Raw genomic sequence first — 23,603 nt, 5'->3', positions numbered from 1 at the left:
GACGGCTTGCCGGCGATGGCGATCTTGAGGACACCATCGCCGGCAAGCCGGCTCCTACAGGTCGGGGTTACTCCGTTCTCCGCGACAAATTGACCCGATAGACAAAAGGCACGGCGCATTCCGTGCCTTTTGCGTCTGGCTCTGAGAAAATGCCCGCACTTTTTTTGCGGATGCCGACATGACTGCCCTCAAGAACGACCGTTTCCTTCGTGCCCTGCTCAAGCAACCTGTGGACGTCACCCCTGTGTGGATGATGCGCCAAGCCGGTCGCTACCTGCCGGAATACCGCGCCAGTCGCGCCAACGCCGGCGACTTCATGAGCCTGTGCATGAACCCGGAGTTCGCCTGCGAAGTCACGATGCAGCCGCTGGACCGCTACCCACAACTGGACGCGGCCATCCTCTTCTCCGACATCCTCACCATCCCTGACGCCATGGGCCAAGGCCTGTACTTCGAAACCGGCGAAGGCCCACGTTTCAAGAAAGTCGTCAGCACCCTGGCCGATATCGAAGCCTTGCCGATCCCCGATCCGCACAAAGACCTCGGTTACGTGATGGACGCCGTCAGCACCATCCGCCGCGAGCTTAACGGCCGCGTGCCGCTGATCGGCTTCTCCGGCAGCCCCTGGACCCTGGCCACCTACATGGTCGAAGGCGGCTCGTCGAAAGACTTCCGCAAGACCAAGGCCATGCTCTATGACAACCCACAGGCCATGCACCTGCTGCTGGATAAGCTGGCGCAGTCGGTCACGTCCTACCTCAACGGCCAGATCATGGCCGGCGCGCAAGCCGTGCAGATCTTCGACACCTGGGGCGGCAACCTGTCGGCGGCAGCGTACCAGGAGTTCTCCCTGGCCTACATGCGCAAAATCGTCAATGGCCTGATCCGTGAACACGAAGGCCGCAAAGTGCCGGTAATCATGTTCACCAAGGGTGGCGGCCTGTGGCTGGAAAGCATTGCCGACGCCGGTGCCGACGCCCTGGGCCTGGACTGGACCTGCGACATTGGCGAAGCTCGCCAGCGCGTGGGCAACCGCGTCGCGCTGCAAGGCAACATGGACCCGACCGTGCTGTACGCCAAGCCGGAAGCCATCCGCACCGAAGTTGGCCGCATCCTCGCCAGCTACGGCAAAGGCACCGGGCATGTGTTCAACCTCGGCCATGGCATCACCCCGGAAGTGAACCCGGAGCACGCTGGTGCATTCCTGCGCGCGGTGCATGAGTTGTCGGCGCAGTATCACGAATAACACGCAAAACAAATGTGGGAGGGGGCTTGCCCCCGATGGCGGTGTACCAGTCAGTACAACTATGACTGATCTACCCTCATCGGGGGCAAGCCCCCTCCCACATTAAAAGCCAGAGAAACTCAGGCCTTCGCTTGCCCCAACGGCGGCAACTTCGCCAGCTTCAACGCCACCAGCAACGCGCCAATCAACAGCGCCACAATAAACGCCCCGATCCCATTCCACCCGGCAAAGTGCCAGAAGAACCCACCCGCCGTCCCGGCAATACTCGACCCTACGTAGTAGCAGAACAGGTACAGCGATGACGCTTGCCCCTTGGCCTTCACCGCGCGGCGGCCGATCCAGCTGCTGGCCACCGAGTGGGCGCCGAAGAAGCCGAAGGTGAAGATCAGCATGCCCGGCACCACCAGCCACAGGGGGGTGAACAGGGTCAGGGCCATGCCGGCCAGCATCAGCACGATGGTGCCCCACAGCACGCGACGGCGGCCGAGGCGGTCGGCCAGGGAGCCGATTTTCGCCGAGCTGTAGATGCCCGAGAGGTACACCAGCGACAGCAGGCCGACCACCGCTTGGCTGAGGTCGTAGGGATCGGCCAGCAGGCGATAGCCGATGTAGTTGAACATGGTCACGAACGCCCCCATCAGCAGGAACGCTTCGAGGAACAACCAGGGCAGGCCCGCGTCCTTGAAGTGCATGACGAAGCCATCCACCAGGCTGCGCGGCTTGAGGCTGGTGGCGCGGAAGTTGCGCGATTCGGGGAGGATTTTCCAGAACACCGTGGCGGCGATCAGCGCCAGGGCGCCGATAATCAGCATGGCGGTGTGCCAACTGACGAAGTCGATCAACACGCCGATGATCAGCCGCCCGCTCATGCCGCCAATCGCGTTACCGCCGATGTACAAGCCCATGGCCAGGCCGATGTGCTGCGGGTGGATCTCTTCGCTCAGGTAGGTCATGGCTACGGCGGCCAGGCCGCTGAGCGACAGACCCACCAGTGCACGCATCAGCAGGATGCCTTCCCAGGTCGGCATAAGGCCGCTGGCGATGGTCGCCAGCGCGGCGCAGAACAACGCGGAGACCATCACCGGCTTGCGCCCCAGGCGGTCGGAAATCGGTCCGGTGATCAACAAACCGCACGCCAGCATCGCCGTGGCCACCGACAGGATCAGGCTGCTTTGTGCCGCATTGATGGAAAACTCTTGGGACAGCGCCGGCATCATCGGCTGCACGCAATACAGCAGCGCAAAAGTGGCGAACCCGCCGGAAAACAACGCCAGCACCGTGCGCATGAACATCGGCGTGCCTTTTTCGATGTACGCGTCATTGAGCTGGGCCACCACCTCATCCAGGGCGGTGGGCGGTACGTCTTGAGCGAGTGGAGCAACAGCAGCTTTCACGGGGACCTCGGGGAGGAAGAGCGTGCCAGGACAGGCAATGCAAAAAAGAATATAGCTCCCTAATGATTCTTTCCAATATATTGTTCGACCTGTTTGATAGCTTTAACGACCTAATGAGGCTCCCATGGAATTGCGTCACTTGCGGTACTTCATCGCCGTCGCCGAAGAACTGCATTTCGGCCGGGCCGCGCAGGTGCTGGGCATCTCGCAACCGCCGCTGAGCCAGCAGATCCAGGCGCTGGAGCAGGAAGTGGGGGCGCGGTTGTTTGAGCGTACCAATCGTCGGGTCGAACTGAGTGAAGCGGGGCGGTTGTTCCTGCAAGAGGCGCGATTGGTGTTGGCACAGGTCGACAAGGCGGCGGACGTAGCGCGCCGGGCGCAGTTGGGTGAGCTGGGCGAACTGAAGATTGGCTTCACCTCGTCGGCGCCGTTCAATTCCAGCATTCCCCAGGCGATCTTTGCGTTTCGCCAGGCGTTCCCGGCGGTGCATCTGAACCTGCAGGAGATGAGCAGCACCGAAGTGGCTGAGTCGCTGGTGGATGAGTCTATCCAGGTGGGCCTGATGCGGCCGCTGCCATTGCCGGATTCGCTGAGTGTGGTCGAGTTGATGCGTGAGCCGCTGGTGGCGGTGCTGAATGCTGGTCACCCGTTGGTGGCGGGCAGCGAGCGTGGTTTGCACCTGGCGCAATTGGCACAGGAGCCGTTTGTGTTTTTCCCGCGCACTTACGGCAGCGGCCTCTATGCCCAGTTGCTCAACCTGGCGCGTGATGCCGGCTTCAGCCCGCACTTTGCCCAGGAGGCCGGGGAGGCGATGACCATCATCGGCCTAGTGGCGGCGGGCTTGGGCGTGTCGGTACTGCCGGCGTCCTACCAGCGCATTCGGATCGATGGCGTGGTGTATCGCACGCTGCTGGATCAGGAGGCGATGACGGCGGTGTGGCTGGTGCAACGCAAGGGCGCGCAGACGCCGATGGCAGAGGCGTTTGTGGAGTTGTTGACGCGCAAGGCCTCGGTGTAGACGTGCTCACATATCAGGTAACGCAAGCTGCTTAGCGATTCGCGGGACAGTTATGCAGAATCGCTTTTTCTCAAGCGAGTGATATGGATGGCACTTCTCTATCAGCCCAAGGAGGGCAGCGTGTTGATTTGTGACTTTCGAGGCTATGAGGTCCCGGAAATCATAAAGATCCGCCCGGTCATTGTGATACGCAAGCACCGAACCAATAAGTTGTTGGTGACGGTTGTGCCGTTGAGTACTACTGCGCCGCAGACGGTTCTGGATCACCACTGCCAGCTTGATAGTCATCTTCAAGGAGCAAGCCCTATCTGTTGGGCGAAATGTGACATTGTGGCAACCGTCAGCTTGGGAAGGCTCGACCGAATCAAAAGCAAAGATCGTCATGGCAAACGAACTTACAAAATCGCTGAGCTCACTTCTGATCAGCTTCTAGCAATAAAGGCGGCGGTGCGCAGCGCGTTGGGGTTGCGCTGAGGGATGAACGGCACTTTGCCACAGGTTGCCGTAAAGTTGTTTTCAGGCATACTGCCCACGTTCCCGAAAGGGGCTTGTGAGACTCTGAGGATCCTGGGCAACCAGCAATCGCAGAGCCAGGCAGGAAGCGGCGATGACAAGCCAACCTGTTTGTGAAGAGGGCGCCGAAAGGCGCCCTTTGTCGTTTCTGTAGAGCCTGAATTCGTTTTACTTGGTGGTGCCGGTTTGCTCAAACAACTGCGCCGCCGTCCCCGCCTCATTCACGCCATTGCTGCGCAACCCCGCCATGATGTCGCTGTCCAGATTGTTCACCCAACGGTTGTAGTTGCGATGGATCTTGCCGTCCTTGTAGCCCAGGGCGCGGCTATCGCGGTAGGTGATGGCGTAGCTGTTGCGGGTGTAGCGGATGTCGATGGCTGCGTAATACTGGTTACGCACGTTGATCTCGGCCTGTACCAGCTGCGGGCTCAGGCGTTGTACCGTCCACTCGCGTTTTTGCAGGGCGTTGACGATCACCGCTTTCATTTTTTCTTCGCTGACCTGGGCGTCGGCTGGCAGGTTGTGCTGGGTGTTGAGGATCGGCTTGCTGGTGCAACCGGCGGTGACCAACAGGGCCAGGGTGATCAGGGTGACGCGTAGCAAGGAAGACATTCCGTATTCTCCAATCGATTTGAAAGTCAGGACCAGCGGCGGAAGATCAGCGAGGTGTTGACGCCGCCAAAGGCAAAGTTGTTGTTCATCACGTAGTCGTGGTGCATCTCGCGGAATTCACCTTGCAGGTAATCCAGCTCGCCGCATTGCGGGTCGACCGAATCCAGGTTGAAGGTGTGCACGTATTGGTCGCGGTTCATCATCTCGATGCTGAACCACGACTCCAGCGCGCCGCACGCGCCCAAGGTGTGGCCGAGAAAGCTCTTTTGTGAGCTGATGGGCATGCGGCTGCCGAACAGGCTGCTGGTCGCCAGTGTTTCGGCGATATCGCCCTGGTCGGTGGCGGTGCCGTGACCGTTCACGTAGCCGATTGCGGATGGCTCAAGCCCGGCATCTTCCAGGGCCAGTTCCATCGCGCGGCGCATGGTTTTCTGCTCTGGGCGGGTAGTGTGCTGGCCGTCGGCGTTGCTGCCGAAGCCCACCAGCTCGGCGTGGATATGCGCACCGCGTGCCAACGCGTGCTCCAGTTCCTCCAACACCAGCATGCCGCCGCCTTCACCGATCACCAGACCGTCACGACCACTGTCATAGGGACGTGGACTGGTCTGAGGCGCATCGTTCTTGAGGCTGGTGGCGTAGAGCGCATCGAATACCATGGCCTCAGTGGGGCAAAGCTCCTCGGCGCCGCCGGCGAGCATCAACGGCAGGCGGCCGAACTTGATTGCTTCATAGGCATAGCCGATGCCCTGGCTGCCGCTGGTGCAAGCGCTGGACGTGGGGATCAGCCGCCCGGTCAGGCCAAAGAAGATGCTGATATTCGCCGCCGTGGTGTGCGGCATCATGCGCACGTAGGAGTTGGCATTCAGCCCCTCGGCCACCGAGTTCAGCAGCATGTTGCCGAACGCCTTGATCTCGTCGGTGCTGCCGGTGGACGAGCCACAGGCCACGCCCATGCGCCCGTCCTTGATTGACTCATCGCCGAGCAAGCCCGCGTCCTGCAACGCCTGCTCTGCCGCCCACACCGCAAGGCGCGACACCCGGCCCATGCTGCGCAGTTGTTTGCGCGTCCAGTGTGCGGGCACGACAAAATCGTCGATCGGCCCGGCCAGACGCGTGTTCAGTTCGGTAAAGCGGTCCCACTCATCCATGCGCCGGATGCCGCTGCGGTTGGCGCGGAAGTTGGCGGCGATGGTTTCCCAATCGCTGCCCAGGGAGGTCATGCCGGCCATGCCGGTGACGACGACGCGTTTCATCAGCACAGGCCTCCATTCACGGCCAGGACCTGGCGCGTGATGTAGCTAGCCTCGGCCGACATCAGGAAATTCACCGCGCCGGCCACCTCTTCCGGCGTGCCCATGCGCTGCGCCGGGATCATCTTCATCAGTTCTTCCACCGGCACGTTCTCATCCAGCATGGCGGTGTCGATCAAGCCCGGAGCGACGCAATTGACAGTAATCTTGCGCTTGCCCAGCTCGATGGCCAGGGCCTTGGCTGCACCGATCAAACCGGCTTTCGAAGCGCTGTAATTGACCTGGCCACGGTTGCCGATCAGCCCGGAAACCGAGGTGATGCACACGATGCGGCCGGCCGCGCGACGACGAATCATCGGCATCATCACCGGGTGCAACACGTTGTAGAAACCGTCGAGGTTGGTGCGCATCACCACGTCCCAGTCGTCGTCCGACAAGGCCGGGAAGGCGCCGTCTCGGGTCAGGCCGGCGTTGAGCACCACGCCGTAATAGGCGCCGTGTTGCTCAACGTCAGCTTCGAGGATTTCCTTGCACGCAGCACGATCCGCCACATCGAATTGCAGCACCCGCGCCTTGCGGCCCAGGGCTTCAACCTCGGCCTGCACTGCATCGGCGTCGCTACGGCCACTGCGGCAATGCAGCACGATGTCATGCCCGGCCTGAGCGAGGCGCAGTGCGATGGCGCGGCCGATGCCACGGCTGGAGCCGGTGACCAGTACGGATTCAGTCATGGCGTTACGTCCTTCGATTCATCTAAATAGTTGGCCGCCTGGGGCGGTCGAAATACATTCAAGCGGGCGCTGGCCTGGATCCCGTCGCCGGTCAGGTGGCATTCGAACACACCCATGCCATTGTCGTCTTCCAAAGAGCGCAGGCCGTGGATCGCCAGCTCGGCGCCGACCGGGAAGTGTTCCACATTGCACTCGAACTTGCGTGTGCCGAGCAGGAAGCCCAGTTCCACCGCTTCACCTTTCTGGCGCGCGCGGCAACCGGCGTAGGCGGCGACGCTTTGCGCCATCAACTCGATGCCGACCCAGGCCGGCAGGCTGCCGTCCGGGCGGTTGAACAGGCCGCCGGGTTTAACCGTGACGCGGGTGTGGATCTGCTCTTCATCGAACGACAACACCTGATCGATCAGGATCATGTCGCCCGCATGGGGCAGCAGTTCAGCGAGTGGCCAATCGATCATGGGGCCTCTCCGATAATCAGGCTGACGTTGTTGCCGCCGAAGGCAAACGAATTGCTCATCAGGCAGCGCTTTCCTAGGGTTTCTGCAGCCTGCGCCCACTGTAAGGCGGGCAGGGCCGGGTCGGCCTGGCCGTCCCACACGTGGGGCGGGACGCGGTTGTGAGCCAGGCTCAACCAACAGAACGCCGCTTCCAGCGCCCCGGCTGCGCCCAGGGTGTGACCGCTCATGGGTTTGGTCGATGAGCAGGCCACGCCGTGCGGGAACAGGCTGGCGACGGCCAGGCTTTCCATGGCGTCGTTATGTTGGGTGGCGGTGCCGTGCAAGTTCAGGTAACCGATCTGCTCGGGCTGCAATCGGGCGCTGGCCAAGGCCTTGCGCATTGACTGCAACGCGCCTTTGCCGGTGGGCTCGGGCGCGGAGATATGGTGCGCATCGCAACTGGCGCCGCTGCCCAGCAGGGCGATGGGCGCGGGTTCCTTGCTCATCACAAACAGCACGGCCGCTTCGCCGATGTTGATGCCGTTGCGGTTCATCGAGAACGGATTGCAGCGCTCGTTCGACACCGCTTCCAATGAGCTGAAACCGTTGAGTGTCAGCTTGCACAGGCTGTCGACGCCGCCGCAGATCACTGCATCGCACACGCCCAGGTCCAGCAGGCGCTGGGCACTCATCAAGGCACGCGCGCTGGAAGTGCAGGCGGTGGAGATCACATAGGCCGGGCCACTCAGTTGCAGCCAGTCGGCGAGGAAATTCGCCGGCGCGCTGAGTTCCTGCTGCTGGTAGTCGTAGTCGCCGGGGAACTGGTGCTCCCGCAAAAAGTGCGCGATGCCCCGACTGGCTTCGTCGATGCCCGAGGTGCTGGTGCCGAGCACAACGCCGACCCGTGACGCGCCGTAGGTGTGGATCGCCTGTCGGATATCGCCTTCGATCTGCAACGCCGCTTCCAGCAGCAACTGGTTATTGCGGCTGCTTTGCTGGCCCAACTCGGGCGGGATGATTGCCAAGTCGCCTTTCACGGCGCCCACCGGCAGTACGCGCTCCGGCACCCAGCCGCTTTCAGGGTGCATGCCGGAGCAGTCCCCGGCAAACAGGCTGCGGCTGACCTCGTCCTGGCCGCGGCCAAGGGCGCAGATCACGCCCAGGGCGTTGAGGTAAGCGCTCATCGAGCGGCTCCAAGCGGTGTGATGCGGTAACTCAAGGGCTGGCCGGCCATGTTCACGCTGAAGACCTCGGACGATTGATACACGATCTGCCAATGCCCCGGCAGGGTGCGCGTCAGGTCCATGGCCTGGGCGCTGGGGTAGAGCGCGCGCACGTCATCGGCCGACGTCAGGGCAAACAGCAACGCGGCAAACAGCTCGCGCGCCTGGGGATTGGGCGGCAGCAAGCCGTCGGCCTGCCACTCGCCATCGATCAGTTTTTGTCGGGCCTGGGGAATGCCCAGCGGGTCCATCATCGACCAGCGAATGCCGCCGCTTTCGCGCTGGATCACCAACAGCCAGTCCTGGCTCTGGCCGTCGGCCAGGCGCTGCACATGCAATTGCAGCGGCAAGGCCAGGGTTGGGGTTTTCTCCGGCAGCGGCGGCTGGCTGGCGCAGGCGCTCAGCAGCAACAGGCAGCCGATCAACAGCATGCGCATCATGGGGCTGCGCTCGTTAAGGGTTTGCGTGCCACGCAGTTGACCAGGGTTTCCTCGCGCTGCCCCACCGGCGGCGCCTTGCGCAGGCCCCAGCGTTCCAGCAGGCCGAAATCGCTGGAGCGGCTCCACCACAAGTACGGGTACGAGATGTTCTGCGGACCGAATTCAAAGCCCTGCTCGCGGAGCATATCCAGGTACTCATCGGCGCTTTTCTGCACATGCATCGGGTGGCGGAACAGCCAGCGAATCACCCAGGTGTCGATATAGGCTTCGGTGGATTCTGCAAACAGCAGATAACCGCCCGGCTTGAGCACACGGTAGAACTCCTTGAGCGCGCGGTGCTGCTCGACCAGGTGGTGAAAGGTCTGGTGGCAGAACAGGATATCGACGCTTTCGTCCGGCACTTGCAAGGTGGCGCAGTCGCTGCCGATCAGCTCGATGGCCAAGCCTTGGCGCTGTGCTTCTTCGCGGCTCAGTTCCAGGCTGTGCGGGTCGGCATCCAGGCCGATCAGGCGCTCGGGAGCGAACACCTGCTGCAAGTATTGGAACGATTTGCCTTGGCCGCAACCGGCGTCCAGCAGTACCGGGGCCTCGGGCAGCGGGTCGGTAAACAGGCTGCGCAGGTCGTTGATCGCCACGCGCAGCACATGGTGCTGCCAGGTGTGGCTGCGCAGGAACCAGAAGCCGAACCTGGTTTCTTCGACGTAGTTCTTACTTAAGTACTGACTGCTCATACCGGCTCACTCGCACAAATCTCCGACAACATCCGCAACCGCCGCTTGGGCTCGCTGACAAACGGGTTGCGCTCATCCCACGCGTAGCCGGCGAGGATCGAGCTGATCATCCGGCGAATCTCCGGCGAGCTATCCGGGTGGTAGATCACATCCTGGAACGTCCCGGCGTACCAGCCTTCGACGTAACAGCGGAAGGTGTCCACGCCGCGTTTCAAGGGCACGGCAAACTCGTTCTCCCAGTCCACGGTTTCGCCCTTGAGCTGACGGTGCAACACAGCGGCCGCCATGCTCGCTGAACGCATGGCGATGGTCACCCCGGAAGAAAACACCGGGTCGAGGAATTCCGCCGCATTGCCCAGCAGCGCGAAGCCCGGTCCGTGCAGGGTTTTGACGTTGGCTGCGTAGCCACCGAGGGTGCGCGCCGGGGTGTCCCACACGGCGTTTTGCAGCACGCCGGCAAGGCTCGGGGTTTCGGCGATAAAGCCGCGCAGGCAGGCGTCGAGGTCGCCATCGCGCCCGTCGAAATGCTCCTTGGCCGCGACTACGCCCACCGAACAACGCCCGTTGCTGAACGGAATGGTCCAGAACCAGATGTCACGCTGGGTCGGATGGGTGGTCACCAGAATCTTGGTGCGATCAAAGCCGGGATGTTCGATGCGGTCTTCGACGTGGGTGAACACGGCTTGGCGTACGGGGAAGTCGGACGGCAGATCCAGGTCCAGCAGACGCGGCAGCACGCGGCCATAGCCGCTGGCGTCGAGTACGAACTTGGCCTTGAGGTGGTAGTCGCTGCCGTTCTCACGGCGCACATGCAGGTAGCGGCTCTCGCCGCTGAAATCCACGCCGACGATAGTTTCGCCGTAGCGGATCTCCACACCTTGCTTGGCGGCCTGATCGGCCAGCAACTTGTCGAACTCGCCGCGCTGCACCTGGAAGGTGGTCGGCTTGCCGTTGCTGAAGGTGTCACTGAAATCAAATGCGCTGTAGCGCTCGCCCCAGGCGAACGCGGCGCCGGTTTTCACCTGGAACCCTGCGGCCTGTACGGCGTCGAGCATGCCGGCTTCTTCGATGAAATCGATGCAGTGCGACAGCAGGCTTTCGCCGATCGAGAACCGTGGGAAATGCTGGCGCTCGATGATCAATACATCATGCCCTTTGCGCTTTAACAGCGCGGCGGCGATGGCCCCGGACGGACCGGCACCGATCACCACCACCTGGCGACGTTCCATTTCAACTGTGGGCACGAGGGCTCCTTGCCACATTGGCGATAATCACATTCATAAGGCGTGCTTCTGTTGCCCGGCCCAGGGTGCCAGCATAAAGCTGAATGCCAGCCCCAGGCTGACCGATAAGCCGAAATTACTCACTGCCGGTGTACTGGACACCGCAAGCAGTCCAAACGACAGCCAGGTCGTCAACGCTGCCAACAAGGTGCCCAAGAGACTGACCGCAGGGCCGCCGATTTGCTCGCGCATCAGGATCGCGTAGTCGACGCTGATGGCCGTGACCAGTAGCAGGCCGAACAGACTGAACAGTGTCAGCGGCTGGCCCAGCCATCCAAGGCTGGCCAGGCTGCACAGGGCCGCCAGCAGCGGCAGCGCGACGATACGCAAGGCACCGCCGAAGCCGAACGGCAGGATCAGCAACAGTACGATCAACACGCAGGACATCAACTTCAGTTCAGCGGCGCTGATCTGTGTGTCGGCGAACACCCGGTTCAAGTCGCCCAGGCGGTCCACCAGTTGCACACCGGGTAAGTCCAGCGCCTGCACACGCAGCAAGGCGGGGTTGTTCAAGCCTTGCAGGCTGACCATGGCCGCCACGCCGCCATCGACCTTACCGAGCCACAGCGCGCGCCAAGGCTCGGCCATCGGGCCGGCCAGCGCAGCGTCGATATCTTGGGTAGGCAGCGCTTGCAGGTGCGCGACTTCGGCTTGCAGGGCGCTGGCGGGTACGCCGAGGTCGAGCAGCGGCTGCCAGTGTTGTGGCAGGTTGTTCAGCGCATCACGCAGTTGCTGTTGCTCGGCGGGCTGGCTGACCAGTTGATTGAGCGCCAGGTAGCCCTGGAGCTTGTCCATATTCACCAATTGATCCAGGCGCTGCGCCAACGCGCTCTGACGCTCTAGCAACTGTTGCTGGTTGTCCGCCCGCACCAGGAAGAACTGGCTGGTGGGCTGGAACCCGGTGATCCGCGCCACGGCCTGCGCTTCTTGCAGTAATTGTGGCGGCGCGCCGATCCATTGGCGGATATCGTTTTTGCTGTTCAGGTGCCACAGGCCACCCGCGCAAAACAGCAGCAGCAAGGCCAGCAGCACCGGGCTCGGCACGCGCTTGAGCAATGAGGCGCGTAGCAGCCACAGGCATTCGGCGATGCGCAGCGGCCATTGTGCCGGGCGCAACTCGACGCCCTTGAGCAGCGCCGGCAACAGGCACACGGCGGACAGGTAGGCGCCGACCAAGCCTGCGGCTGAGAAGATGGCGATTTGCGTCAACGCCGGGAACGGCGTCCAGGCCAGCGCCAAGTAACCGATACAGCTGGTCGCCAGGCTCAAGCTCAAGCCCGGCAAGGTGATGCGCAACGCCGGCCAACTGCGCCACGGGCTCATGCTCCAGCTTTTCGACAAGTAGTGCAGCGGGTAATCCACCGCCACGCCGATCAGGCTGGAACCCAGCACCAGCGTCATTACGTGCATATGGCCGAACAGTGCCACACAGGCCACCGCGCCAAACAGCATGCCCACCAGCACCGGTACAAAGGCCAGCAACACGCGCCAGCGGCGGAAGGCGAGCAACAGCAACAGCAGGATGCCGATGGTTGCGCCGCCGCCGACCCAGGTGATTTCGCGCGTGGCTTGCTGCTGACCATTGGCGGCGTAGAGCAAGCCGCTGGCGGCGAGTAATTGCGCGCCGTGTTCGCTGGCCTGCGCGCGACTGGCCTGAAGCAGGTCCGCCACTTGCAGCGGCAGTTTCATGTCGAAGGCATTGCCGGTGGTGCGCGCGCGCAGCAGCACCCAGCTCTTGCCGTCGGCATCGGCGATCAACGCGCCGCTGCCGATATCCAACTGCACCGAACCGTGTTGCGGCTGGCTGTTCTGGATACGCCCGGTGAGGCCCAGCCAGTCATCCTGGCTGGGCACCAGGCTGAAGCCGCTAAAGGGGTCGAACAGCGCTTGCACGCGCTGTTGGATAAACGCGTCGGGCTGTTCGATCAATTGCTCGCGGTCCTTGGCCGAGAGCATCGCCAGGCGCCCGCGCAGCAGTTGCTCGCGCAGTGCGGGCAAGTCGGCTTGCAGGTTCCACTGCACTTTTTCAAACAGCCCACTGGCCTGCCAGCGCTCGCCCAATTGTTGGGCGACTGCCACGGCTTGCTGGCGGTCGGCATGGCCCACCAGCACCAGCATCTCGCGGTTCAGCGGTTCCTGCATGCGCTGTTCGGCTTGCTGCTCCAGGGCATCCGGCGTGTTGCCCGGTACCAGTTCCATCAGGTTGGCCGACAACGGCGCGCCATGGCGCCACTGCCAGCCGGCCAGGGCCAGCACGGCCACCAGCAGGATCAGGAACAGGCGCGGCAGCAGGCGTTCACTGGGCAAAGTCGTGTTGCTCCGCTTCGCTCAGGGGTTGGCTGGCGGTGCTGTCCTGCATGCGCAAAACGGTGCTGTCGCCTTGGGTTTCCAACAGTTCGATGGTCTGCACCAAGTCGCCGCCGTCGATGTTGATCTGGGTGAAAACCTGCTTGAGCAACAGTGAACGCGGGATCAGCGTGAGCTTCCATTGCTTCGCCTCGCCTTGCAGCTGCAATTCGAAGTCACGCTGCAAGCCGCTGCTGTCGCCCTGGAGCACGGCGAGGAACAGGCGATTCTGCTCAGCGCCGGCGCTCTTGTTCGGCAGCAGTTGCCAGCCATTGGCGTCGCGGCGGGCGATACCCTGGGCGCTGATGCGGTAGTCCTGTTGCAGTGGGGTTTTCAGCAGCCACAGCAGGCCGTGGTCCTTGGCGAGGACGAAGGTGCCTTTGCTGACCAAGGGCTGGGGCAGGGCGCGCAGGTGTTTTTCCTGGGTGAAGCTGCCGTGGATCACTGAGGGTTTTGCAAGCTGGTCGCTCAGCTGCTGCAAGTCAAAAGCATGGGCACAGAAGCTCAGCAACAACCCGATCCCTGTAGGAGCGAGCTTGCTCGCGAAAAACCTGAGGGCGCTGCGCAGTGTCAGGCAGCCCGCGTTATCGTTGACGATTTTCGCCGGCAAGCCGGCTCCTACAGGGGGTCTCATTTCAGGGCCCTTTCGACGGCGTTGGTGAATACTTTGGGGGAGGCCAACTGCATCTCGCGGCTGGCGATTTCCACCGCCACCTGCACGGTGCTGGCGCGGGTCAGGCGCTCGCCGCTGGCGAGGTCAGTGATCAGGTAATTGACCTTCAAACGGTTCTCCCACTCCACCAGGCTGGCGCGCACGTTGAGGGTCTGGCCGAACACCGCGCCACGCACGTAGCGCAGCTGCATGTCGATCACCGGCCAGGCGTAGCCGGATTCGAGCATTGCCGTGTAGTTATGCCCGATCTTGTCCAGCAGCGCGCAGCGCGCCACTTCCAGGTACTTCACGTAATGCCCGTGCCACACCACGTTCATGGTGTCGACGTCAAAAAACGGCACGAGGATTTCAGTGTCGCAATGCAGCACGCCCTGGCTACGCATGCAGCCTCCAGTGTTGCTCGGCAATGCGTTGCAGGCAAAGGCGCAACTCGCCTTCGAGGGCGCGGTCTTCGATGACGGGTGGGAAGTCCTTGGCCAGCTCGTCGTGCATCGCCGCCAATGCGGGTGGCAACGGTCGCGCATCCTCAGCCTGGGCCCGCAGCCAGACACCCTGATTGGCGGCGAGCAGCGTGGCGGCGGCGACCTGTTCGGTCAGCTCCAACACACGGATCGCATCGCGGGCGGCGATGGTGCCCATGCTCACTTTGTCCTGGTTGTGGCACTCGGTGGAGCGTGAGAACACGCTGGCCGGCATCGTATTTTTCAAGGCTTCGGCGGTCCAGGCGCTGGTGCCGATCTGCACGGCCTTGAAGCCGTGGTTGATCATGGCGCGATCAGCTGGCGCGCCGGACAGGTTGCTCGGCAGGCCGTGGTTGTAACGCACGTCCACCAGCAGCGCGAGCTGGCGGTCGAGCAGGTCGGCGACGTTGGCGACGAGGGTCTTGAGGCTGTCCATGGCGAAGGCGATATGCCCGCCGTAGAAATGTCCACCGTGCAGCACGCGCTCTTCTTCAGCGTCGATGATCGGGTTGTCGTTGGCGCTGTTCAGTTCGATCTCGATAAACGAACGCAGCCAGTTCAGGCTGTCAGCCAGCACGCCAAGGACGTGGGGCGCACAGCGCAGCGAGTAACGGTCTTGCAGGCGATGCAACGGCGCGGTCGGCGCGTCGATGGCCAGGTCCTTGCGCAGCCAGGCGGCGACTTGCATCTGCCCAGGGTGCGGCTTGGCGGCGAACAGGCGTTCGTCGAAGTGTTCCGGGTTGCCCTGCAGCGCCACCACGTTCAGCGCAGTGATGCGCGTGGCCAGTTGCAGCAGGTAGTTGGCGCGGGCGAAGGCCAGGCAGGCCAAGCCGGTCATCACGGCGGTGCCGTTCATCAGCGCCAGGGCTTCTTTCGGACGCAGCACCAGCGGTTCCCAGCCCAGTTCGCGGTGCACGTCGGCCGCCTGGCGCCGTTCGCCACGGAACATCACTTCCCGTTCGCCGGACAGGGTCGCGGCCACGTAGGACAGCGGGGTCAGATCACCGCTGGCGCCCACCGAGCCTTCTTCCGGGATCAGCGGCAGCACATCGTGTTCAAGGAAGGCGTGCAGGCGTTCCAGCAACTCCACGCGCACCCCGGACACGCCGTGGCACAGCGACTGCAAGCGCGCCGCCAGCACCGCGCGGGTGGCCTGGGCATCGAGTAACTTACCCAAGCCGCAACCGTGGAAGGTGTACAGATGACGCGGCAGCGCTTCGACGTGCTGCAACGGCACCGCCACCACGCACGAGTCGCCGTAGCCGGTGGTCACGCCGTAGATCACGCCTTCCTTGTCCAGCAGCGAGTCGAGGAACTGCGCGCCCTTGGCAATGCGCTGGCGATACGCGGCGTCGCCCTGCAATTGGGTCGGCGCCTGACGGTTGGCCAGGGCCAACACGTCTTCGATGCGCAAAGCGCGTTCGCCAAAGGTTACCGGCTCAAGATGCGTCGTCATCGGTCTTCCAGAAAGGGTAAAAGTTGAACCATTGTTGGGGCGCTTCCAGGCAGAACTGGCCCAGCCGTGCAGCGTAGCGCGCGGTCCACAGGGCTATGACCTGCTCGCGGGTGTTGCGCTTCCATTCGATCATTTCGACGAAAGGCTCAATGCTCAGGCGATAGCGGCCTGTGTGCTTGAGGCACATCAGCAGGTTCACCGGGCATTTGAGCAGACCGGCCAGCAGCCACGGGCCTTGGGGGAAGGCCGCGTCATGGCCGAGGAAATCCACGCGCACCGTGCGCCCGCCGTGCAGCGGCACGCGGTCGCCGGCAATGGCAAGCCATTCGCCGTCGTCCAGGCGCTGGCTGAGCAGCAACATGGTAGCCGGGTCCAACTCGCTGACCTGGATCAGACGCAAGTGGGTCGCCCCGGCTTCGCCCAGCAGGCGATTGAATTGCTCGGCGTGCTTGGTGTGCACCAGTACGTTCATGGTGACCTGCTCGCCAATCTCGGCGAGCGCGCGGCACACTTCCAGGTTGCCCAGGTGTGCGCCCACCAGCATCTGCCCGCGCTCGCCGCGCAGTTGCCCGCGCAATTGCGCCGGGTCGTTGATCTCGATCTGCTCCAGGCGCAGCTTGCCGTTCCACACGTCGAGCTTGTCGAGCAGCGAGTCGGCAAACGCCATGAACTGGCCGAAGACTTTCCACTGGCTGGGGCGCAGTTCGTCGCGCCCGCTCCAGTCGGCCAGGCGCTGCTGGTACTGCCAGGCGCTCTGGCGCGCGGTGCGGCCGAACAGGAAGAAGTACAACACGATGCCGTACAGCAGCGGGCTCAGCAGCCGACGGCCAAGGACCTTGGCGGCGAATGCCGTGAGCTTCATCAGCCAATAGCTGCCGCGCTCCTCGCGGTCGGCCCAGTGCTTGGTGCTGTCACTCATGCCTGCCACCGTCGCCACAGGATCATCGGCGCGCGCACCAACATGCCGAAGAACAACCGGGTGTGCATGGCCGAGATGCGTACGTTGTCGCGCAACAGCCGGAAGTGCGACAGGCCGTCAGCCGGGTAATGCACCTGGGTTGGCAGCCAGCGCATCGGCTGGTTGCGCCAAGCCAGGCGCACCAGGATGTCGGAGTCGAAATCCATGCGTGTGCCGATGTAGGCCGAGTCCATCAGTGCTAGCACCGGGGGCAGCGGGTATACGCGAAAGCCGCACATGGAGTCGCGGATCTGCAGCGACAAGGTGTTGATCCATACCCACACGTGGGTCAGGTAGCGCGCGTACAGGCGGCCTTTGGGCACGCTGTCGTCGTATTCGGGGTAGCCGCAGATAACGGCATCGGGATGCCGGCGTGAGGTGTCGAGGAAGGTCTCGACTTCGCGCAGGTCATGTTGGCCGTCGGCGTCGACTTGCAAGGCATGGCTGAAGCCCTGGCGTGCAGCTTCGCGGAAACCGGCCATGACGGCACCGCCCTTGCCCTTATTGCTGGGCAAGGTCAGCAGGGTGACGTTATCCAGCGTCGCCAATTGCGCCAGTACGGCCGCGCAGGCGGGGCTGCTGCCGTCGTCGACCAGCAGGCAGGGCAGGCCGCTGTCCAGCAGGCTGCGGACCACGGCCGGTACGGCGGCTTCGTGGTTGTAGACCGGGATCAGGGCGCAGGGGTTATGCATGCGCGGGCTCCAGTTGAATCCGGCCACTGGAACACGCCGCAACGCCATTGCGGTAGGCGAAGTACAACTTGCCGCGTTGCGCATCAAAGCGCAGGTGCAGTTCGATCGCATCGCCAGGGCGCACCAATTGCTGGAACTTGAGCACTTCCATGCCAGCAAAGGTCGGCGGCAGATCGAGCAGTTGCTGGCCCAGTTTGAAGGCCCATTCCACCTGTACCACCCCCGGCAGCACCGGCGTGACCGGGAAGTGTCCGCTGAAATAGGCCAGGTCTGGCGGCACGCTCAGTTGCAAGGTCCATTCGCCGTCGGCTTCAACCTGCTCCAGCACTTCCGGCGCCTTCGGGCGGGCCGCCAGCAGCAGCGCCTCGATATCGGCCTGGGGCAGTTTGCCTTGGCTGTTCAGGGGCAACTGTCTCAACAACCGCCAGCGGCGCGGCAACGCCAGGGCTTCGCAATGTTGGCTCAGATGCTGGCGCAGGGTCTGGGTGAGCGTGCGTCGCCCCTGATTGCGCAAGGCATGCAGCCCCTCGACGCTCAGCACCACCAGCGCGCCGAGTGACGCGCGGTTTTCCTGCACCACGCCCAGGCGGGTTTCCGCGACCCAGGGGTGGTCCATCAATGCGTGTTCCAGCATGGGCAGTGAGATGCGTTTTTCTTCCAGCTTGACGATGCGATCCAGGCGGCCGAGCAACTCGAAACGGCCATCGGCATGGATGCGTGCCGCGTCGGCGGTTTGCTCGACATGCCCCTCAGGCAGGTAAGGCGAGGCGATGCGCAAGGCGCCGTCGGCATTCTGGCTCAGTTGCACGTCGGCAAACGGCTGCCATGGCTGTGCGCCTTGGCGCCAGGCAATGCCACCGGTTTCCGAGCTGCCGAGGATCTCGGTCGGCCATTGTTGCAAGCGGTCGTACAGGCTGCCGGCGGCTTCTATGGGCAGCGCGCCGCCAGATGAAAATACCCGCGACACCTGGCTCAGCGCCGGCCAGTCAAGGTTGTCGCCCATGCGCTTGAGCAGCGCCGGGCTGGCGACCCAGGCAAAGTGCGCGTGCTCGCGGCTGGCGCGCTGCATGTCTTCAGGGAAGGCCAGTTGCTTGCGCACAAAGGTGCGGCCGGCGCACAGCGGCCACAGCACGCGGAACAACAAGCCGTAGATATGCTGGGTGGCGACGCTGCCGATGATGCAGGCGTCCTTGAGGCTAGGGCCCCACAGGGTTTCCAGGGCCTCGACTTCGTTGGCCAGTTGGCGCAGGTTTTTGTCGATGCGCTTGGGTTCGCCGCTGGAGCCGGAGGTGCACAGGCTCAGTTGGCAAGCGTCCAGATCGAGTGCCGCAGCGCTCAGTGGCGCCTGGTACAACGCGTCCAGGTCTGTCGTTTCGGTCAGCCAGGCATCGACGGCCTCATCCCAGCGTTGGCGGGTCTGAGGTTGCAAATCGGCGGGCAGCAATACGCTGGCCCCGACCCGCCAGGCGCCCAGCAGGGCAATCGCCAGCAGGCCGGCGTCTTCCAGGTACACGGCCAGGCGCTGGATACCGCGCGCTTGCAGGCCTGCGGCCAGGCTCAGGGACTGCGCCCACAACTGGGCATGATTCATTGCAGGTTCGGTGGTGACCGGACGCTGTTCCAGCGGCTCGAGCAACAAGTGCTCAAGTTTCAACCCATTCATACGCGGCCTCGAACCCTTTGTCGTACCAGCCATTCCACGGCAAACAACAGCCCCATCAGCCCGTAGGCGATCAGGCCGTTGTACAACGTCCACCAGCTCAGCGGCGCCCACAGGGTGAGGGCGGCGGCGAGCAGGCCATTACACAGAAAAAACACGCTCCACACCACGGTGACCTGGCGGGTATACACGATGGCATGCGGGGGCAGCACCGGGTCGGTCATGCGCGCCAGGCGCTCGACCATCGGCGGGCCGTATTTGAGACTCAAGCCGAACAACGCCAACATGAACCCACTGACCAGGCTCGGGTACCAGCGCAGCAAGTGCGGGTTATCGAACCAGGCCAGCAGCAGGCAAAACAAGATCACCGCCAGCGCCATCCAGCGGCTGCCGGGGCGTCGCGCACCGGTCAGTGCACGCAATAGCCACAGGCTGCCCAGCAGCAGGCCGAATTGCCACGGGGCGAAGTGTTCGGTGCCGTAATACACCGCAAAGGGGTACAGCAGCCCCGCCAACAACAGGCCAAGGCCGATCAGCCGGCTCATGCGGCAGGCGTGACCAGACGGTACACCGCCTCAACCACGTCGTTCACGGTGCGCACGGCCTTGAACTCTTCGGCGGCGATCTTCTTGCCGGTCTGGCGCTTGATGTGGTCGATCAAGTCGACGGCATCGATGCTGTCGATTTCCAGGTCCTGGTACAGGTTGGCGTCAAGGGTGACGCGTTCCGGCGGCAGTTCAAACAGTTCCACCAAGGCATCGCGCAAGGTGTTGAAAATATCGTCACGAGTTTGCATGGTCCGGTCTCAAGCTGCCTGTCTGGCCGTGACGAACGCCGCAAGGCTGGCCACGTTGGTGAAGTGATTGCGGGTGTCCTTGGCGTCGGCATCGATCTTGATACCGTACTTTTTCTGGATCGCCAGGCCCAATTCCAGGGCGTCTACCGAATCCAGGCCGAGGCCTTCGCCGAACAGGGTCTGCTCGCTGCCGATGTCGTCGACACTGATGTCTTCTAGGCCCAGGGCCTCGATGATCAGGGTCTTTATTTCGTGCTCAAGGCGGTGTTGGTCGCTCATCTTCGGCGAGCTCCTTAATAAAAAAGTGATGCAGGTAATCGTTGAGCTTGCGTGAGGCCTGGGGCGCGGGCCCCATTGATGCGAACGCCTGTGGTTCTATATCGGCACCCACCCGCAAACTGAAGTGCACGCGGCATTTTGGGATGCGATACCAGGGTTCGGCCTTGGTCAGCGTGGTGGGGCTGACCTTGATCACCACGGGGGTGATGATTGTCGCACCGCGCAGCGCAATGGCGGCGGCGCCGCGATGAAAGGCAGGCGCCGCGCCGGGTGTGGTGCGGGTTCCTTCGGGAAAGATGATCAGGGTCTGGCCGCTGCGCAGGGCATCCGCCGCCGCATCGAGCATCTCGGCACTGCCGTCGTTGCTGATATAGCCCGCGTCGCGCACCGGCCCACGGGTGAAGGGGTTCTGCCACAGGCTCTGCTTGACCACGCAGTTGGCCTGGCGCACCAGGCCGATCAGGAACACCACGTCGATCAAGGACGGGTGGTTGGCGATGATCATCTGGCCAGGGCGGCCGAGTTTTTCCGCGCCTTCGACACTGTAGGTGAGCACGCCGGCGCGCTGCATCAGGCGAATAAAGAACCAGAACAGCCAACTGATCGTGTGACGGGCGCGGCTGCGGTGTTTTGCAGCGTCCCCTGGCAGGCAACTGAGCAGCGGGAACACCAGTAAACGCAGGCACAGCCCACCGAAGCCGAACAGCGCGAAGCTGGCGGCGGTGGCGAACAGGCGCCAATAGTAGGCGTCCCGTGGTTTCTCGTTCAGGGCTTGCGTTGCCAGTTCCATACACGGTTCTTCCAGGCATGTTGGCAGGCGACCTGTTCGGTGAGCAGGGTGCGCAGCAGGTTCAGGGCGTGGGGCCACTGGGTTTGAGTGGGTTGGACAGTGCCGGTACCGAGTTCCAGTTGCCACTCGTCGCCCGGTGTCAGCAACAGGCCGAGGGCGTAGGGGAACGGCACGTCGTGGATCCAACTGGCGTAGGCTTCGGGCGGCTGTTCTTCAGTGATCACCAGCAATACGGCCGGGGCACCTTCGTTGAGCAGCGCGGCGGCTTCGAGCATGCCATGTTCCAAACCGTCGCCCGCGGCGGCGAGGGCAGTCATTTCGCTGGTTTCATTGCGCAGGATCGACCACAGGCCAATTACCGCGTTATGCACCGACAGGCTGAACTGGGTCGGCGACAGCGGTTGGTCGTTGGCCAAGTCACTGAGGATGTCGAGGGTGCGCGGGGTCTCGCCATGCCGGGAGATAAACACCAGCGGCAGGTCCTGCAAACCCTCGGCCAGTGGCCAGCCCACGCTGAACGCCATGCGCGCCAGGCGGTTCAGGCGGCGGCGTTGCATGGCCGGCAGGAATGACACATCGGGGCAGGCTTCGCTGGCAGGCAGCAACATCGGGGCCAGGCACCAGGCTCGCCAGTCGTCCACGCTATCGAGCCCAGGGGCCCAGGCGCGCCATTGGGCGATGTTGAAATTGATCACTGAGAAGTTATCCCGCCCCTGCGGGCTTCCATGTGCGACTTTTGGCCCCGAATACCGGGACAGGGAACAATAGTCGAATGGCGCGCATTATCCCGGTGCCGTGGGGTTCTAGCAAACTTTGGTAAAAATTTGTGCACGGTTGATTACAAAATAGTGGAAAGGATTTACAGATTTTCCTTTACCAGAGGACTGATTGGATTGTCGGACCGTTCTTTTTAATCTGTCGGCTGCGTATTAAAGACAGGTCACCAATCGCCCGTGATGCAGCAGTGCATGGATGAACGAGGTAGCTAACAGGCGCTTTTGCCCTCTACACTCGGATATTCATTGATACACGGAGGTTTTTCCATGCGGCGTGTGGTGTTCAATCAGAAAGGCGGCGTTGGCAAGTCCAGCATTGCCTGCAACCTGGCGGCAGTCAGCGCCAGCGAAGGTTATCGAACCCTGTTGGTGGACCTCGATGCACAAGCCAACTCAACCCAGTACCTCACGGGGCTGACCGGCGACGATATCCCCATGGGTATCGCGGATTTTTTCAAGCAAACCCTGTCTTCCGGGCCATTTTCCAAGAAGAACAAGGTAGATATCTACGAAACCCCGTTCGACAACCTGCACGTCATCACCGCGACCCCGGAGTTGGCCGACCTGCAGCCCAAGCTTGAGGCCAAGCACAAGATCAACAAGCTGAGAAAGCTGCTGGATGATCTGAGCGAGGATTACGACCGGATCTACCTGGATACACCGCCAGCCCTGAATTTTTATGCGGTTTCGGCGCTGATTGCCGCTGATCGTGTGCTGATCCCCTTTGATTGCGACAGCTTCTCGCGCCAGGCCCTGTATGGTCTGCTGGCGGAAATCGAAGAATTGAAGGAGGACCACAACGAAGGACTTGAAGTGGAAGGCATCGTGGTCAACCAGTTCCAGGCTCGCGCAACGTTGCCGCAGCAGATGCTCGATGAATTGATTGCCGAGGGGTTGCCGGTATTGCCCGTTTACTTGGCCAGTTCCGTGCGTATGCGTGAGTCGCACCAGGAGAGCAAGCCGCTGATCCACCTGGACCCACGGCATAAGCTCACACAGCAATTTGTGGAGCTGCATAACCTGCTGGAAAACGCGTGATCTGAAAGGCAGCGCGGACCTGAGTTTGAAATGCGATCAGTGTGGGAGCTGGCTTGCCTGCGATCGCATCGCCTCGGTGTATCAGGCAGACCGAGTCACCTGCATCGCAGGCAAGCCAGCTCCCACACTTGGTTCTGCATTCCAGCCGCTGGATTTGTCCCACACAGGCTGTAGGACGGGTCTGGCAATAGGGGTTATGCCTTGTAACGATGCCTACAGGTAAGCCAGAATCGCCCGGCTTGTGCGTCTGGATGGGCTTCTCTTAAGGTTCTCGGGCCGCTGAATTCTCAGTGGTCGGGTTTAGTAGCCCGTGTTGAGACGTACAGCAAAATCGTCGATCAGGACCTTCCTGAATTTGATGGTGGCTGTACGGAGGGCGCTCTTGAGCGCGCCGGTTGCGTCTCCCGGTCTACTAACCTGCGTACAGCTGCCACCCCCGTTTAGTAGCGGTCGGTTGCGGCTCCTGCTCGGAGACGATTCATGGTTAACCTTTATACCGTCACCCCCAACCTCCCCACCGAAACCCTGGTCCTCAACAGCTACGAAACCTTCTCATCCGTTCGCACCCTGTTGCTCAACCTGTCCAACGATCTCACCGGCGAACACCGCGACGTAGCCCTGGCAATCCACCAATTAAGCGAACTGGGCGTATTGCTGGTCGGCCAGATGATGGACCGCGAAACACCCGTGGCCTAACGCTGGAATACCATCGCTGTAGGAGCCGGCTTGCCGGCGATGGCGCCCTCAAGCAACACAAAGCCCGGCCCACCGCGCCAAACCGTGGGGTGGAAAAAGGCCAG

General features: G+C 62.6%; 26 protein-coding genes. 5 read left to right on the top strand and 21 right to left on the bottom strand.

The window, feature by feature from the left end; all coding sequences use genetic code 11:
* Nucleotides 1-178 precede the first annotated feature (178 nt).
* Nucleotides 179-1,246, top strand: coding sequence for a uroporphyrinogen decarboxylase (gene hemE / locus ACP7C6_RS20575; protein ID WP_028615426.1), 1,068 nt, complete (start codon nt 179-181; stop codon nt 1,244-1,246).
* A gap of 119 nt (nt 1,247-1,365) precedes the next feature.
* Here hemE and ACP7C6_RS20570 read toward each other — a convergent pair whose 3' ends face one another.
* A complete protein-coding gene (locus ACP7C6_RS20570) occupies nt 1,366-2,592 on the bottom strand; it encodes an MFS transporter (RefSeq protein ID WP_268964151.1) in 1,227 nt (408 codons plus the stop codon).
* Between the two features lie 172 nt (nt 2,593-2,764).
* On the opposite strand from ACP7C6_RS20570, the gene ACP7C6_RS20565 reads away from it, so the two are divergent.
* A complete protein-coding gene (locus tag ACP7C6_RS20565; RefSeq protein ID WP_122685779.1) occupies nt 2,765-3,658 on the top strand; it encodes a LysR family transcriptional regulator in 894 nt (297 codons plus the stop codon).
* An 87-nt stretch (nt 3,659-3,745) separates the two neighbouring features.
* Nucleotides 3,746-4,132, top strand: coding sequence for a type II toxin-antitoxin system PemK/MazF family toxin (locus ACP7C6_RS20560; protein WP_028615429.1), 387 nt, complete (start codon nt 3,746-3,748; stop codon nt 4,130-4,132).
* A 207-nt stretch (nt 4,133-4,339) separates the two neighbouring features.
* Here ACP7C6_RS20560 and ACP7C6_RS20555 read toward each other — a convergent pair whose 3' ends face one another.
* From ACP7C6_RS20555 to ACP7C6_RS20460, 20 genes are read right to left on the bottom strand one after another with little or no spacing between them, the layout of a single operon-like run.
* Complete coding sequence (locus tag ACP7C6_RS20555) at nt 4,340-4,783, bottom strand: hypothetical protein (RefSeq protein WP_068937677.1); 444 nt, start codon at nt 4,781-4,783, stop codon at nt 4,340-4,342.
* A gap of 26 nt (nt 4,784-4,809) precedes the next feature.
* Complete coding sequence (locus tag ACP7C6_RS20550) at nt 4,810-6,036, bottom strand: beta-ketoacyl-ACP synthase (protein WP_126569669.1); 1,227 nt, start codon at nt 6,034-6,036, stop codon at nt 4,810-4,812.
* Nucleotides 6,036-6,764: a 3-ketoacyl-ACP reductase FabG2 gene (locus ACP7C6_RS20545; protein WP_028615432.1), complete on the bottom strand. Its 729-nt coding sequence runs from the start codon at nt 6,762-6,764 to the stop codon at nt 6,036-6,038. The genes ACP7C6_RS20550 and ACP7C6_RS20545 overlap by 1 nt, the downstream gene beginning before the upstream one ends.
* Entirely contained in the window at nt 6,761-7,222 is a 462-nt protein-coding gene (locus ACP7C6_RS20540) for a hotdog family protein (RefSeq protein ID WP_028615433.1), read from the bottom strand. Before ACP7C6_RS20540 ends, ACP7C6_RS20545 begins: the two co-directional genes overlap by 4 nt.
* A complete protein-coding gene (locus ACP7C6_RS20535; RefSeq protein ID WP_426109174.1) occupies nt 7,219-8,385 on the bottom strand; it encodes a beta-ketoacyl-[acyl-carrier-protein] synthase family protein in 1,167 nt (388 codons plus the stop codon). The genes ACP7C6_RS20540 and ACP7C6_RS20535 overlap by 4 nt, the downstream gene beginning before the upstream one ends.
* A complete protein-coding gene (locus ACP7C6_RS20530; RefSeq protein ID WP_028615435.1) occupies nt 8,382-8,864 on the bottom strand; it encodes a hypothetical protein in 483 nt (160 codons plus the stop codon). Before ACP7C6_RS20530 ends, ACP7C6_RS20535 begins: the two co-directional genes overlap by 4 nt.
* Complete coding sequence (locus ACP7C6_RS20525; protein ID WP_028615436.1) at nt 8,861-9,595, bottom strand: class I SAM-dependent methyltransferase; 735 nt, start codon at nt 9,593-9,595, stop codon at nt 8,861-8,863. The genes ACP7C6_RS20530 and ACP7C6_RS20525 overlap by 4 nt, the downstream gene beginning before the upstream one ends.
* The gene (locus tag ACP7C6_RS20520; protein WP_204941245.1) at nt 9,592-10,839 is read right to left on the bottom strand and encodes an NAD(P)/FAD-dependent oxidoreductase; all 1,248 of its coding nucleotides are present in this window, start codon (nt 10,837-10,839) and stop codon (nt 9,592-9,594) included. Before ACP7C6_RS20520 ends, ACP7C6_RS20525 begins: the two co-directional genes overlap by 4 nt.
* Before the next feature lie 33 nt (nt 10,840-10,872).
* Nucleotides 10,873-13,185, bottom strand: a complete 2,313-nt coding sequence (locus ACP7C6_RS20515) for an MMPL family transporter (RefSeq protein WP_426109173.1) — start codon at nt 13,183-13,185, stop codon at nt 10,873-10,875.
* The gene (locus ACP7C6_RS20510) at nt 13,175-13,858 is read right to left on the bottom strand and encodes an outer membrane lipoprotein carrier protein LolA (protein WP_426109172.1); all 684 of its coding nucleotides are present in this window, start codon (nt 13,856-13,858) and stop codon (nt 13,175-13,177) included. The genes ACP7C6_RS20515 and ACP7C6_RS20510 overlap by 11 nt, the downstream gene beginning before the upstream one ends.
* A complete protein-coding gene (locus ACP7C6_RS20505; protein ID WP_426109171.1) occupies nt 13,855-14,280 on the bottom strand; it encodes an acyl-CoA thioesterase in 426 nt (141 codons plus the stop codon). The genes ACP7C6_RS20510 and ACP7C6_RS20505 overlap by 4 nt, the downstream gene beginning before the upstream one ends.
* Nucleotides 14,273-15,814, bottom strand: a complete 1,542-nt coding sequence (locus tag ACP7C6_RS20500; RefSeq protein ID WP_426109170.1) for an HAL/PAL/TAL family ammonia-lyase — start codon at nt 15,812-15,814, stop codon at nt 14,273-14,275. The genes ACP7C6_RS20505 and ACP7C6_RS20500 overlap by 8 nt, the downstream gene beginning before the upstream one ends.
* Nucleotides 15,798-16,733 (bottom strand): glycosyl transferase, encoded by a 936-nt coding sequence (locus ACP7C6_RS20495; protein WP_426109169.1) that lies wholly within the window; start codon nt 16,731-16,733, stop codon nt 15,798-15,800. Before ACP7C6_RS20495 ends, ACP7C6_RS20500 begins: the two co-directional genes overlap by 17 nt.
* A complete protein-coding gene (locus tag ACP7C6_RS20490) occupies nt 16,730-17,464 on the bottom strand; it encodes a glycosyltransferase family 2 protein (RefSeq protein WP_426109168.1) in 735 nt (244 codons plus the stop codon). The genes ACP7C6_RS20495 and ACP7C6_RS20490 overlap by 4 nt, the downstream gene beginning before the upstream one ends.
* The gene (locus ACP7C6_RS20485) at nt 17,457-19,127 is read right to left on the bottom strand and encodes an AMP-binding protein (RefSeq protein ID WP_426109167.1); all 1,671 of its coding nucleotides are present in this window, start codon (nt 19,125-19,127) and stop codon (nt 17,457-17,459) included. Before ACP7C6_RS20485 ends, ACP7C6_RS20490 begins: the two co-directional genes overlap by 8 nt.
* On the bottom strand, nt 19,124-19,669 hold the full coding sequence (locus ACP7C6_RS20480) for a membrane protein (protein WP_028615445.1): 546 nt from the start codon (nt 19,667-19,669) through the stop codon (nt 19,124-19,126). The genes ACP7C6_RS20485 and ACP7C6_RS20480 overlap by 4 nt, the downstream gene beginning before the upstream one ends.
* Nucleotides 19,666-19,920 carry an acyl carrier protein gene (locus ACP7C6_RS20475; RefSeq protein ID WP_016979215.1) on the bottom strand — a complete coding sequence of 85 codons (255 nt, stop codon included), beginning with the start codon at nt 19,918-19,920 and terminating at the stop codon, nt 19,666-19,668. Before ACP7C6_RS20475 ends, ACP7C6_RS20480 begins: the two co-directional genes overlap by 4 nt.
* 9 nt (nt 19,921-19,929) lie before the next feature.
* The gene (locus ACP7C6_RS20470) at nt 19,930-20,199 is read right to left on the bottom strand and encodes a phosphopantetheine-binding protein (RefSeq protein WP_426109166.1); all 270 of its coding nucleotides are present in this window, start codon (nt 20,197-20,199) and stop codon (nt 19,930-19,932) included.
* The gene (locus ACP7C6_RS20465) at nt 20,177-20,989 is read right to left on the bottom strand and encodes a lysophospholipid acyltransferase family protein (RefSeq protein ID WP_311894280.1); all 813 of its coding nucleotides are present in this window, start codon (nt 20,987-20,989) and stop codon (nt 20,177-20,179) included. The genes ACP7C6_RS20470 and ACP7C6_RS20465 overlap by 23 nt, the downstream gene beginning before the upstream one ends.
* Complete coding sequence (locus ACP7C6_RS20460) at nt 20,965-21,684, bottom strand: beta-ketoacyl synthase chain length factor (RefSeq protein WP_028615447.1); 720 nt, start codon at nt 21,682-21,684, stop codon at nt 20,965-20,967. Before ACP7C6_RS20460 ends, ACP7C6_RS20465 begins: the two co-directional genes overlap by 25 nt.
* Nucleotides 21,685-22,032: 348 nt before the next feature.
* Here ACP7C6_RS20460 and ACP7C6_RS20455 point away from each other — a divergent pair, with 348 nt between their 5' ends.
* Together ACP7C6_RS20455 and ACP7C6_RS20450 are read left to right on the top strand one after the other, a co-directional pair.
* Nucleotides 22,033-22,803, top strand: a complete 771-nt coding sequence (locus ACP7C6_RS20455) for a ParA family protein (RefSeq protein WP_016979218.1) — start codon at nt 22,033-22,035, stop codon at nt 22,801-22,803.
* 480 nt (nt 22,804-23,283) lie between these two features.
* Entirely contained in the window at nt 23,284-23,499 is a 216-nt protein-coding gene (locus tag ACP7C6_RS20450) for a DUF6124 family protein (RefSeq protein ID WP_028615449.1), read from the top strand.
* Nucleotides 23,500-23,603 lie beyond the last annotated feature (104 nt).

This window comes from Pseudomonas sp. TWR1-1-4 (assembly GCF_049897165.1).
GTDB lineage: Bacteria > Pseudomonadota > Gammaproteobacteria > Pseudomonadales > Pseudomonadaceae > Aquipseudomonas > Aquipseudomonas canadensis.
This window is presented reverse-complemented; position numbering and strand designations above follow the sequence as displayed.